The 12,586-nt window shown below is 51.4% G+C and carries 13 protein-coding genes; 7 read left to right on the forward strand and 6 right to left on the reverse strand.

The window, feature by feature from the left end; genetic code table 11:
- The first annotated feature begins 225 nt into the window (after window positions 1–225).
- The 5 genes from putP (at window position 226) to phoH (ending at window position 6,565) form a co-directional block, all read left to right on the forward strand.
- On the forward strand, window positions 226–1,734 hold the full coding sequence (putP, locus tag AL515_RS09920; protein ID WP_048212078.1) for a sodium/proline symporter PutP: 1,509 nt from the start codon (window positions 226–228) through the stop codon (window positions 1,732–1,734).
- A gap of 213 nt (window positions 1,735–1,947) precedes the next feature.
- Entirely contained in the window at window positions 1,948–2,781 is an 834-nt protein-coding gene (efeU, locus tag AL515_RS09925) for an iron uptake transporter permease EfeU (protein WP_061067658.1), read from the forward strand.
- Window positions 2,782–2,839: 58 nt separating this feature from the next.
- Window positions 2,840–3,967 (forward strand): iron uptake system protein EfeO, encoded by a 1,128-nt coding sequence (gene efeO, locus AL515_RS09930; RefSeq protein WP_048212076.1) that lies wholly within the window; start codon window positions 2,840–2,842, stop codon window positions 3,965–3,967.
- A 5-nt stretch (window positions 3,968–3,972) separates the two neighbouring features.
- Window positions 3,973–5,256 carry an iron uptake transporter deferrochelatase/peroxidase subunit gene (gene efeB, locus AL515_RS09935; protein WP_061067659.1) on the forward strand — a complete coding sequence of 428 codons (1,284 nt, stop codon included), beginning with the start codon at window positions 3,973–3,975 and terminating at the stop codon, window positions 5,254–5,256.
- 520 nt (window positions 5,257–5,776) lie between these two features.
- Window positions 5,777–6,565 carry a phosphate starvation-inducible protein PhoH gene (gene phoH, locus AL515_RS09940; protein WP_005122110.1) on the forward strand — a complete coding sequence of 263 codons (789 nt, stop codon included), beginning with the start codon at window positions 5,777–5,779 and terminating at the stop codon, window positions 6,563–6,565.
- Window positions 6,566–6,742: 177 nt separating this feature from the next.
- On the opposite strand, the gene artJ is transcribed toward phoH, so the two are convergent.
- From artJ to AL515_RS09970, 6 genes are all read right to left on the reverse strand, one after another.
- Window positions 6,743–7,474 carry an arginine ABC transporter substrate-binding protein ArtJ gene (artJ, locus tag AL515_RS09945; RefSeq protein WP_048212074.1) on the reverse strand — a complete coding sequence of 244 codons (732 nt, stop codon included), beginning with the start codon at window positions 7,472–7,474 and terminating at the stop codon, window positions 6,743–6,745.
- Window positions 7,475–7,653: 179 nt separating this feature from the next.
- On the reverse strand, window positions 7,654–8,322 hold the full coding sequence (artM, locus tag AL515_RS09950; protein ID WP_061067660.1) for an arginine ABC transporter permease ArtM: 669 nt from the start codon (window positions 8,320–8,322) through the stop codon (window positions 7,654–7,656).
- A complete protein-coding gene (gene artQ, locus AL515_RS09955) occupies window positions 8,322–9,038 on the reverse strand; it encodes an arginine ABC transporter permease ArtQ (protein ID WP_040231854.1) in 717 nt (238 codons plus the stop codon). Before artQ ends, artM begins: the two co-directional genes overlap by 1 nt.
- A gap of 6 nt (window positions 9,039–9,044) precedes the next feature.
- Window positions 9,045–9,776, reverse strand: coding sequence for an arginine ABC transporter substrate-binding protein ArtI (gene artI / locus AL515_RS09960; protein WP_048212071.1), 732 nt, complete (start codon window positions 9,774–9,776; stop codon window positions 9,045–9,047).
- A 16-nt stretch (window positions 9,777–9,792) separates the two neighbouring features.
- Window positions 9,793–10,521 carry an arginine ABC transporter ATP-binding protein ArtP gene (gene artP / locus AL515_RS09965; protein WP_003027295.1) on the reverse strand — a complete coding sequence of 243 codons (729 nt, stop codon included), beginning with the start codon at window positions 10,519–10,521 and terminating at the stop codon, window positions 9,793–9,795.
- A 224-nt stretch (window positions 10,522–10,745) separates the two neighbouring features.
- Window positions 10,746–11,261: a lipoprotein gene (locus AL515_RS09970; RefSeq protein ID WP_061067661.1), complete on the reverse strand. Its 516-nt coding sequence runs from the start codon at window positions 11,259–11,261 to the stop codon at window positions 10,746–10,748.
- Window positions 11,262–11,387: 126 nt separating this feature from the next.
- Between AL515_RS09970 and AL515_RS09975 the strand changes: the two genes are divergently transcribed.
- Window positions 11,388–11,711, forward strand: a complete 324-nt coding sequence (locus tag AL515_RS09975; RefSeq protein ID WP_001160725.1) for a heavy metal-binding domain-containing protein — start codon at window positions 11,388–11,390, stop codon at window positions 11,709–11,711.
- Window positions 11,708–12,538, forward strand: coding sequence for an N-acetylmuramoyl-L-alanine amidase (locus tag AL515_RS09980; protein WP_061067662.1), 831 nt, complete (start codon window positions 11,708–11,710; stop codon window positions 12,536–12,538). Before AL515_RS09975 ends, AL515_RS09980 begins: the two co-directional genes overlap by 4 nt.
- Window positions 12,539–12,586 lie beyond the last annotated feature (48 nt).

Here is a 12,586-nt window from a genome sequence, read left to right on the forward strand (position 1 = left end):
TAAAAGGTGCAACCGAAAAAAATGTGAGAGAGTGCAACCTACAGAAAAATGCTATCTACTCTGGATCAAATTTGATGTAAATGGTGTGTTAAATCGATTGTGAATAACCATCGCTTCCGGCAGGATACGGTCGCCCTGGTCAACATAGATATCTTTGCCACGTTCCGGCAGGGTAATAAAACGGCAAGCCACGGCATTGCTGATACATAATTTTGGAGAGTTTTGATGGCTATTAGCACACCGATGTTAGTGACATTCTGTGTCTATATTTTCGGCATGATATTGATAGGGTTTATTGCTTGGCGTTCGACCAAAAACTTTGACGATTATATTCTGGGTGGACGCAGTCTGGGTCCGTTCGTAACGGCGTTGTCCGCCGGGGCATCTGACATGAGCGGCTGGCTGCTGATGGGGCTGCCTGGCGCGATTTTCCTGTCGGGGATTTCAGAAAGTTGGATCGCTATCGGTCTGGTATTAGGGGCATGGATTAACTGGAAACTGGTGGCCGGGCGTTTACGTGTACACACCGAATACAATAACAACGCGCTAACGTTGCCGGATTATTTTACCGGCCGTTTTGAAGATAAAAGTCGTATCCTGCGAATTATCTCAGCACTGGTTATCCTGCTGTTTTTCACCATCTATTGTGCTTCAGGTATTGTGGCAGGGGCGCGTTTATTCGAAAGCACCTTTGGTATGAGCTACGAAACCGCGCTGTGGGCGGGCGCGGCCGCGACGATCATTTACACCTTTATCGGTGGTTTCCTGGCAGTAAGCTGGACCGATACCGTCCAGGCCAGCCTGATGATCTTCGCCCTGATCCTGACGCCGGTGATGGTTATTATTGGCGTGGGTGGGTTTGATGATTCGCTGGAAGTGATTAAACAAAAGAGCATTGAGAACGTGGATATGTTCAAAGGGCTTAACTTTGTTGCCATCATTTCCCTGATGGGATGGGGACTGGGCTATTTCGGTCAGCCGCATATTCTGGCGCGCTTTATGGCGGCAGATTCTCACCATAGCATTGTCCACGCACGTCGCATTAGTATGACCTGGATGATTCTGTGTCTGGCTGGCGCGGTTGCCGTTGGGTTCTTCGGCATTGCTTACTTCAATAACAACCCGTCGTTGGCGGGTGCCGTGAACCAGAATGCTGAGCGTGTGTTTATTGAACTGGCGCAGATCCTGTTCAATCCATGGATTGCCGGTATTCTGTTGTCTGCGATCCTTGCAGCGGTGATGTCGACGTTGAGCTGCCAGCTGCTGGTATGCTCCAGTGCGATTACCGAAGATTTGTACAAAGCGTTCCTGCGTAAAAATGCCAGCCAGAAAGAGCTGGTATGGATTGGGCGTATCATGGTGCTGGTCGTGGCGCTGGTGTCCATCGCGCTGGCGGCAAACCCAGAGAACCGTGTGCTCGGCCTGGTGAGCTACGCCTGGGCTGGCTTTGGTGCTGCCTTTGGTCCGGTTGTTCTGTTCTCCGTAATGTGGTCGCGTATGACCCGTAACGGCGCACTGGCAGGGATGGTCATTGGTGCAGTGACGGTTATCGTCTGGAAGCAGTTTGCCTGGTTGGGCCTGTATGAAATCATCCCGGGCTTCGTGTTCGGCAGCATCGGGATTGTGGTCTTCAGTCTGTGGGGGAAAGCGCCATCAGCAGCAATGCAGAAACGTTTTGCCGAGGCTGATGCGCATTATCATTCAGCACCGCCGTCGCGTTTGCAGGAAGAATAATCAGCCTCTGTCCTCAAGCCCGCCGTGTGCGGGCTTTTTTATTGACCCGGTCGTAAAACCGTCATAACCGTTACCTACCTAACCTTTTACATTCAGTCATCATTCTCAAAACATTCTGCTTGAGTTTTTCTTTGCTGTAATGATAATCACTATCACTGTAATTTACTTTTCTTTGCATCAGTTGACTGAGAATAACGTTAAAGGGTACTTCGCATGTTTGTTCCATTTCTAATTATGTTGCGCGAAGGGTTAGAGGCCGCGCTGATTGTCAGCCTGATTGCCAGCTACCTGAAACGGACTCAGCGTGGTCGATGGATTGGTGTGATGTGGATTGGTGTGTTGCTGGCGGCGGCGTTGTGCCTGGCGTTAGGCATTTTCATCAACGAAACCACCGGTGAATTTCCGCAAAAAGAACAGGAGCTGTTTGAAGGCATCGTGGCGCTCATTGCCGTGGTGATCCTGACCTGGATGGTCTTCTGGATGCGTAAAGTATCGCGCAACGTCAAAGTACAACTGGAACAGGCTGTCGATAACGCGTTACAGAAAGGCAATCATCATGGCTGGGCGCTGGTGATGATGGTCTTTTTTGCCGTTGCCCGTGAAGGGCTGGAGTCTGTCTTCTTCCTGCTGGCGGCATTTCAGCAGGATGTGGGTATCTGGCCACCGCTAGGTGCGATGCTGGGACTGGCTACTGCGGTGGTACTGGGTTATCTGATTTATCTCGGTGGGATTCGCCTCAATCTCGGGGCTTTCTTTAAATGGACCAGCCTGTTCATTTTGTTGGTTGCCGCAGGCCTTGCTGCGGGGGCCATTCGTGCATTCCACGAAGCCGGGTTATGGAATCATTTCCAGGACGTGGCGTTTGATATGAGCAGCGTTCTGTCAACGCATTCGCTGTTTGGCACATTGATGGAAGGGATCTTCGGTTATCAGGAAGCGCCAAGCGTCAGTGAAGTTGCTGTCTGGTTTATCTATCTGATTCCGGCATTGATTATGTTTGCACTACCGCCGCGTTCAGGCACTACGGCATCGCGTACCGCACCTTGATAAAAACGCGATGCAGAATACTTTTTAGTTACAACATACTTATTTATAGGGATAGGTTATGACGTTTAATTTTCGCCGTAGTGCGCTGCAGTTGGGTATTGCCGCGCTGTTTGCATCCGCTTTTTCTGCACAAGCCGCCGATATTCCGCAGGTGAAAGTCACGGTTAACGACAAACAGTGTGAGCCGATGACGATCACGGTTAACGCCGGGAAAACGCAGTTCATCATCCAGAACCACAGCCAGAAAGCGCTGGAGTGGGAAATTCTTAAAGGCGTTATGGTGGTTGAAGAGCGCGAAAACATTGCACCAGGCTTTAGCCAGAAAATGACGGCTAATCTGCAGCCGGGTGAATATGATATGACCTGCGGTCTGCTGACCAACCCGAAAGGCAAGCTGATCGTGAAGGGGACTGCAACGGCAGATGCCGCGCACAGCGACGCTCTGCTGAGCCTGAGTGGTGCAATTACTGAATACAAAGCCTATGTAACGGCAGAAACCGCGCAACTGGTGACAGGCACGAAAGCCTTCACGGATGCCATTAAAGCAGGCGATCTGGAGAAAGCCAAATCGCTGTATGCGCCAACCCGCCAGCATTATGAGCGTATTGAACCAATTGCCGAATTGTTCTCCGATCTCGACGGCAGCATTGATGCGCGTGAAGATGATTATGAGCAAAAAGCCGCCGATCCGAAATTCACCGGCTTCCACCGCCTGGAGAAAGCGCTGTTTGGCGACAATACCACTAAAGGTATGGACAAGTACGCCGACCAATTAAACAGTGATGTTCTTGACCTGCAAACGCGTATTAGCGAGCTTGCTTTCCCACCGTCTAAAGTGGTTGGCGGAGCAGCAGGGCTGATTGAAGAAGTTGCTGCCAGCAAAATCAGTGGGGAAGAAGATCGCTACAGCCATACCGATCTGTGGGATTTCCAGGCCAACGTCGATGGCGCGCAGAAAATTGTCGATCTCCTGCGTCCTCAATTACAAAAATCCAATGCTGAACTGCTGGCGAAGGTGGATGCGAACTTCAAAAAAGTCGATACCATTCTGAGCAAGTACCGTACCAAAGACGGTTTTGAAACCTATGACAAACTGACCGATGCCGATCGCAATGCGCTGAAAGGGCCAATCACGACGCTGGCGGAAGACTTGTCGCAATTACGCGGTGTTCTGGGTCTGGATTAAGCACTATGCAGCAAGATAATGAAAACGGCGTGAGCGAACCGTCACGCCGACGTTTACTGAAAGGGATGGGCGCCCTGGGTGGGGCGCTGGCGCTGGCGGGTGGATGCCCGGTCGCTCACGCGCAAAAAACGCAAAGCGCGCCGGGAACACTGTCACCTGATGCACGCAGTGAACAACAACCGTTTTATGGCCAGCACCAGGCCGGGATCCTGACGCCGCAGCAAGCCTCAATGATGCTGGTGGCGTTTGATGTGCTCGCCAGTGATAAGGCTGATCTTGAGCGTCTGTTTCGTTTACTAACCAGCCGGTTTGCGTTTCTAACCACCGGTGGGCCGGCACCAGAAACGCCGAATCCACGTTTACCGCCAATGGATTCCGGTATTCTTGGGGCATACATAGCGCCGGATAATCTGACGATGACGCTGTCGGTTGGATCTTCACTGTTTGATGATCGCTATGATCTGAAAGCACAGATGCCGAAAAAACTGCAAAAAATGACGCGTTTTCCGAATGACTCACTGGATGCTGCGTTATGTCATGGCGATTTGCTGTTGCAGATTTGCGCCAACACGCAGGACACCGTTATCCATGCGCTGCGCGATATCATTAAGCACACGCCTGATCTGCTCAGCGTGCGCTGGAAGCGGGAAGGGTTTATTTCCGACCACGCCGCACGCAGTAAAGGTAAAGAGACACCTGTCAATTTGCTGGGATTTAAGGATGGAACCGCGAATCCCGACGCAGCCAATGCAACGCTGATGCAAAACGTGGTGTGGGTCACTGCGGAGCAGGGGGAACCGGCATGGGCACAAGATGGTAGCTATCAGGCCGTCAGGCTCATCCAGTTCCGCGTGGAATTCTGGGACCGTACGCCGCTTAAAGAGCAGCAAACGATTTTCGGCCGCGATAAACATACCGGCGCACCGCTGGGTATGCAGCACGAGCATGATGTGCCGGATTACGCCAACGATCCCGAAGGCGAGGTAATTGCACTCGACAGCCATATCCGTCTGGCAAATCCGCGCACCAAAGAGACTGACTCCAGTTTGATGATGCGCCGTGGCTACAGCTATTCGCTCGGCGTGACCAATTCTGGTCAACTGGATATGGGACTGTTGTTTGTTTGCTATCAGCACGACCTGGAAAAAGGGTTTTTGACGGTGCAGAAACGCCTGAACGGTGAAGCGCTTGAGGAGTATGTCAAACCTATTGGTGGGGGATACTTCTTTGCCTTGCCGGGCGTCAAAACTGCAGACCATTATCTGGGACAGGCCCTGCTCGAAGCATGATGATTGTGCCCCGCAGTGCGGCGGGGCATTTCCTGACACTCTGATGAATGAAAAAATTATTTTTCATGATCGGCGGCGACTGAAATAATTCTGTCATCTCTCTGCAAGAGACTGTTGCTGGCGATAAGATGAAATTAAGTTAACAATAAGTAAAAATATTGTTGCATTAACGAAGGGTTATGATGTAATTATAAGTAATAGCGGTAGTTCCCGGCGGTGATAGTCGTTCACTATGGAGATCGCGAATGGAAAAGTCCTGTACTGGACATGTTTTTCAACGTTATTGCAGTCCCTTACGCGGACGTTTCTCTTCCGGTAGCCATCTCGTCACCGTTAAATCTCTCTCCCTTTCACTTCTTATCCTTGTAACTGACACCCTGTACGGTGCGCGTAGCCGTGTATGGCGTCTTATCCGAAGGCAGGCAATGGCTTACAAGGAAGCCAACCCTCAGATGTTCGTGCGCATAATCGTGCCGCCAACGGCGCGTGTGATGTATACCTACAACTCAAGGTGCTATCCATGGGAAGACAAAAAGCAGTGATCAAAGCTCGTCGCGAAGCAAAACGTGTGCTGAGGCGGGATTCGCGTAGCCATAAACAGCGCGAAGATGAATCGGTCACCTCGCTTGTGCAGATGGGCGGCGTAGAAGCGATTGGTATGGCGCGTGATAGCCGCGACGCCACACCGATCACGGCGCGAAATGAAGCTCAGGCGCACTACCTGAATGCTATCGAGAGCAAGCAGCTGATCTTCGCCACCGGTGAAGCCGGGTGTGGTAAAACCTGGATCAGCGCGGCGAAAGCAGCAGAAGCCCTGATCCACAAAGATGTGGACAGGATCATTGTAACCCGTCCAGTTCTGCAAGCTGATGAAGACCTCGGCTTCTTACCTGGGGATGTCTCCGAGAAGTTCGCTCCCTATTTTCGTCCGGTTTATGACGTGCTGGTAAAACGTCTGGGAGCCTCCTTTATGCAATATTGCCTGCGACCTGAGATTGGTAAGGTAGAAATCGCGCCGTTCGCGTATATGCGGGGACGTACATTTGAAAATGCTGTTGTTATTCTGGATGAGGCTCAGAATGTGACTGCTGCGCAAATGAAGATGTTTTTGACCCGCCTCGGAGAGAATGTGACGGTGATTGTGAATGGGGATATTACCCAGTGCGATCTCCCCGCTCATGTTCGTTCAGGGCTAAGCGATGCGCTGGCCCGTTTCGAAGAAGATGACATGATTGGGATCGTTCGATTCAACAAAGATGATTGCGTTCGCTCGGCACTGTGTCAGCGGACGCTCAATGCTTACAATTGATCTGTTTTGCGTCTTCAAGGCCCGGGAAACCGGGCTTTGTTTTTTGTACCCCTATGAGCACAACGGACTGATGGCGTGGCCAACATTGTTGGTGAGGTCAGGTGTTCACGTTGTATCCCGCATGGGAAAATAGCTATAAAAAAGCCGCTGGTCGCGGCTTTTTAAATAAAACTGAGGTTACTGTGGGAACCACTGGTCACTGATTTTCTGGTACGTGCCGTCCGCTTTGATGGCGGCCAGCGCACTGTTCAGTTTTTCCAGCAGTGCTTTGTTATCCGGGCGAACAGCAATGCCAAGACCCGTACCAAAGTATTGCGGATCGGTGACTTTTGCCGTTGCAGTACCTAACTGTGGATTAGTTTTCAGCCACTCATTGACGACGGCAGTGTCGCCAAATACGCCATCAATACGGCCATTTTTCAGGTCGATAATCGCATTCTGATAGCTGTCGTAGGCCACGGTTTTTACTTCAGGATGTTTGTCCTGCAGGTATTTCTGGTGCGTGGTGCCGTTTTCCATCCCAATACGTTTGCCTTTCAGATCATCAAAGCTTTTATAGGTGTCTTTCTTCGCAATTACCAGCGCTGAGTTGGCATAGTACGGCTGGGTGAAGGAAACCTGCTTGCTACGTTCAGGCGTGATGTCCATGCCGGAAATCACCGCATCATATTTCTTGAATTTCAGCGCGGGGATCAGGCTATCGAAAGCGTGATTGGTGAAAGTACAGTCTGCCTGCATTTGTTTGCACAGTGCCGTTGCCAGGTCGATGTCAAAACCGACAATTTTATTGCTGGCGTCCAGCGACTCAAATGGCGGGTAAGTCGCTGATACACCGAAATTAATTTTATCTGCAGCTGAGGCGCCAGCGGCGAAAGTAGCAAGTAATGCGGCCAGTACTAACTTTTTCATGGTGGAACTCCCGTCTGTCAATCTTATGATTATTTACCGTGTCTGCGGCGTGGATTAACAATGCCATTTAATGAATTTGTATGCAATAAAAATGATTAAATATTTTTTTGGCATAAAAAAAGACGGGCAATTGTGACACTTGCCCGTCTTGTGTTTTTCAGTTTATGCAGTTATTTGGCTTAATTACGGTGTTCAAACGCCAGCGCTTTACGTTCGATTAAGCGCATCATCAGCGTCAGCAAGCCGTTGACGATCAGGTAAATCACGCCGGCTGCGCCGAAAACCATCACGTCATAAGTGCGACCGTACAGCAACTGGCTATAGCCCATAACTTCCATCAGCGTGATGGTGTATGCCAGTGAGGTACTTTTAAACACCAGCACCACTTCGTTGGAATACGAGGAGAGGGCGCGTTTAAAGGCGTACGGCAGCAGAATGGCCAGCGTATCCTTCTTGCTCATCCCCAGCGCACCACAGGACTGCCACTGGCCTTCCGGGATTGCTCGAATCGCACCGTAAAACAGTTGCGTGGTATAGGCCGCACTGTTTAAGGACAGCGCGATTAACGCGCACAGCCACGGTTCGGACAGCAAATGCCAGAGCACCGGATATTCCTGCAGCGCAGGGAACTGGCCGGGTCCGTAGTAGATCAGGAAAATTTGCACCAGCAGCGGTGTACCGGTAAACAACGTGATATAGGCGCGAACCAGCCAGACCACAATCGGCGTCTTAAGCGTCAGGATGACAGTGAAAATCAGCGCCAACACCAGAGCAACTACGATGGAGGCGACCGTCAGCGTCAGGCTGGTATGCAGCCCTTTCAACAATTCAGGTAAATACTCAAGCATCAGCCCGGTCTCCGCTCAAAACGTGTCGCGCGCAGGTCAATGCGTTTGAGAATGTACTGACTCACCAGTGTAATCACCAGGTAAATAGCGGCCGCCACAATGTACCAGGTAAAGGGTTCCTGGGTACGGGTAGCGATGCTCTTGGTTTGCAGCATCAGATCGTTCACGCTGATAAGGCTGACCAGCGCGGTATCTTTCAGCAATACCAGCCACTGGTTACCGAGCCCCGGCAGCGCGTGACGCCACATTTGCGGCATCACCAGGCGAAAGAAAATCGCGGTTTTAGATAAACCTAATGCCTGACCTGACTCCCATTGCCCGAGTGGTACGGCCTTCAGCGCGCCACGCAGCGTTTGCGACGCGTAAGCGGCATACAGCAATGACAGCGCAATCACACCGCACAGGAACGGGCTGACGTCGAAGTTTTCGATCTGCATCTGCACCGGAATTTGTACAAATCCGAGATTGATCGTAAAGCCATCGGCCAGCGTCAGTAGCAACTGTGAGGAGCCGAAATAGATAAACAGAACCACCAGAATTTCTGGTAACCCGCGCAGAATGGTGACCAGCGCTGAACCTGCCCATGCCACTGGACGCCATTTTACGGACTCCCAGACGGCAAAAAACATGGCGAGCGCGAGGCCGATGATCAGCGCACAAACGGCAAGGCCGACGGTCATCCCGGCGGCGCTTGCTAAAGGAAAAAATTCATTCATCAAATATTACTTCTGGAACCATTTGTTGTAGATGGTCTCGTAAGTCCCATCTTTCTTCACTTTTTCCAGCGCAGCGTTAAATTTCTGCTGCAGCTCGGTATTGCCCTGGCGCACAGCAATGCCCAGACCGGTACCGAAGTAATCTTTATCCGTGACTTTGTCGCCAACCGCGGCCAGTTTCGGATTGTCTTTCAGCCATTCCGTTACTACTGCGGTATCACCAAAGACGCCGTCAATACGACCGTTTTGCAGATCGAGTTTGGCATTCTGATAACTGTCATACGGCACGGTAGTCACTTCCGGATGTTTATCCATGATGAATTTCTGGTGCGTAGTACCGTTTTGAACACCGACTTTTTTGCCTTTCAGCTGCTCAATGCTGGTGTATTTACCCTGTTGGCCAACAAACAGCGCAGAGTTGTCGTAATACGGGGTGGTGAACAGAACCTGTTTTTCACGTTCAGGCGTGATGTCCATACCGGCCATCACCGCGTCAAAACGACGGAATTTCAGGCTCGGGATCAGGCTGTCGAAGGCCTGATTGGTGAAGGTACATGTGGCGTCAATCTCTTTACATAGCGCATTCGCCAGATCAACGTCAAAGCCTACGATCTTGTTGTTAGCATCGATCGATTCAAATGGAGGATAAGACGCTTCGGTGGCGAAACGAATGGTTTGGGCTGCGGTAGCGGAAAGGCTAAAACCTGCGATTAGCGCGGCAATCAGAACTTTTTTCATTGTATTGTCCCGAATCTTAGTGAGAAAGATAGTTTTTAAACGCTTCGGTTTGCGGGTTGGCAAAGCAGCTCGCATCCCCAAACTCGACGATATGACCGTTTTCCATGTACACCACGCGACTGGCCGTTTTACGAGCAACTTCCACTTCGTGGGTGACGATCACCTGAGTAATATTGGTTTCTGCCAGCTCACGAATGATGCTGACGATTTGGGCGGTAATTTCCGGATCAAGCGCTGCGGTAGGCTCATCAAACAGCAATACCTGTGGCTCCATCATCAACGCGCGGGCAATAGCCACACGCTGTTGCTGGCCGCCGGAGAGATGCAGCGGATAGCGATCGCTGTATGGCTTCAGGCGCAGACGTTCCAGCAGTTTCTCGGCGCGCGCCATCGCCTGCTCTTTTGTCAGACCCAGTACGCGGCAGGGCGCTTCAATCAGGTTCTGCACCACCGTGAGATGCGGCCAAAGATTATATTGCTGAAAGACCATGCCCACGTTTTGACGCAGATCCCGAATGGCTTTATCTGACGGGGTTTTCGTGAAGTCGAAACGGTTACCCGCAATAGAGAGCGTGCCCGAGCGCGGCATCTCAAGCAGGTTGAGTACGCGCAGTAGCGAGCTTTTCCCGGCTCCACTTGGGCCAAGTAACACCAGTGTTTCACCCTGAGGGCAATCCAGCGTGATATCGAACAGCGCCTGATGTGCGCCGTAGAAGCAGTTAATGCCGTTTAATTGAATACTCATTGACACTCGATACTGGCAGTCTGATAGCTATTGAAGCCGCAGATACTACCTTTGACAGAATAGTTATGCAATATTTATGCGTTAAAAGTTAAATGCAAACCGCATTCTTCTCTAAACATAGCACAAAATAGCGGGGCTACCAGTGGGCAAGAATAATTGTCGGCATTCTATGCAGAATGCCAGACAATTTAAGGGGTTTATGATTTTGACGGTGAATGGGGCGGTTAGCGGTTTTCGACAGACTGGCGCAGCGTCCCGGCTGGCGCGTGTACGCTGCCGCCCAGATAACGCACATCATCGATCACCCAGCACTGGCCTTCGCGGATCATTAGCACTTCATCGCGCCAGCTCTGATCGCCTTGTTTAAGCTCTACGCGCAGCGGAATATTGCGTGCATCACTATTCGGAATGGTTGATGCGCTGGCGACGCTGGCGCTATCTGGTAATGTGGCACGACTGGAAAACGGATCGCTGTTAAACAGAGCGCGATGCGCGTTATCACGGCTGGCATCGTTCAGCAGTTTAGCCAGGTTGTCGCTGAGGTATGGACGAAGGGGGGTAAGATCGTTGTTTCGATGCTGAATACGGTAATCATAGAATTGTTGAGCCACGCTGTCTGGCCCGCCTTCTACGCATGAACCGCTACGCGTGCCGTTATCTTTATAAACCGGCGTCACGGTAGTACAGGCGCTGAGAAGGAGTGCACAGGGAACCAGCAGAGAGAGTTTCGAGTAGCGCATAATGATTTCCTTATTAGCTTTCTACTATTAGTGTTCTACGTTGATAGAATATATCCTTTCAATGATAGTGGATCGGTTCGATAATGCTTTTGAGATCGTGCTCTTAGCGCAAAAAGGAGATTAACCATGCAGTTTTCGACTACCCCAACGCTGGAAGGGCAGAGCATCGTGGAATACTGCGGTGTTGTTACTGGCGAAGCCATTTTAGGCGCGAATATCTTCCGCGATTTTTTCGCCGGCATTCGCGATATTGTCGGCGGTCGCTCCGGCGCGTATGAAAAAGAGCTGCGTAAAGCGCGTGAAATTGCTTTCCAGGAGTTGGGCGAACAGGCGAAAGCGCTGGGTGCTGACGCGGTGGTCGGTATTGATATTGATTACGAAACCGTGGGCAAAGACGGCAGTATGCTGATGGTGAGCGTCAGCGGCACGGCGGTGAAAACCCGCCGATGAAGCGTCTGTTGTGTCTGCTGGTATTTACGCTGCTGTTGGTGGGATGCGCTGGCGAAAAAGGGATTGTCGACAAAGAAGGATATCAGTTAGATACCCGCCGTCAGGCGCAGGCTGCTTACCCGCGTATTAAAGTGCTGGTTATCCATTACACGGCCGATGATTTTGATTCTTCTCTGGCTACGCTGACCGATAAAAACGTCAGCTCGCACTATCTGATCCCGGCTGTGCCGCCGCTCTACCACGGCAAACCGCGTATCTGGCAACTGGTGCCGGAAAAAGATCTGGCCTGGCATGCGGGGATTAGCTTCTGGCGTGGCGCTACGCGTATTAACGATACCTCGATTGGCATTGAGCTGGAAAACCGCGGCTGGCAAAAATCAGCGGGCAGCAAGTATTTTGCGCCGTTTGAGCCCGCGCAGATTCAGGCGCTGATCCCATTGGCGAAAGATATTATCGCCCGCTACGACATAAAACCGCAGAACGTGGTAGCCCATGCGGACATCGCGCCACAACGTAAGGACGATCCCGGACCGCTTTTCCCATGGAAAGTGCTGGCCGAACAGGGCATTGGCGCGTGGCCGGATGCTCAGCGTGTGGCGTTTTATCTTGCCGGGCGAGCGCCTCATACGCCGGTAGCAACCGAATCTTTACTCGATCTGCTGTCGCGTTACGGCTATGAGATAAAATCTGATATGACGCCGCGCGAACAGCAGCGGGTGATTATGGCCTTCCAGATGCACTTCCGCCCCACGTTGTGGAACGGCGTGGCGGACGCAGAAACTCAGGCGATTGCCGAAGCGTTACTGGAAAAATACGGGCAGGGTTAACGCAGAACACCAATGCCTGATGGCGCTTCGCTTATCAGGCCTACGGCT

The sequence above is a fragment of the Citrobacter sp. FDAARGOS_156 genome (assembly GCF_001559235.2).
Taxonomy (GTDB): Bacteria; Pseudomonadota; Gammaproteobacteria; order Enterobacterales; family Enterobacteriaceae; genus Citrobacter; species Citrobacter youngae.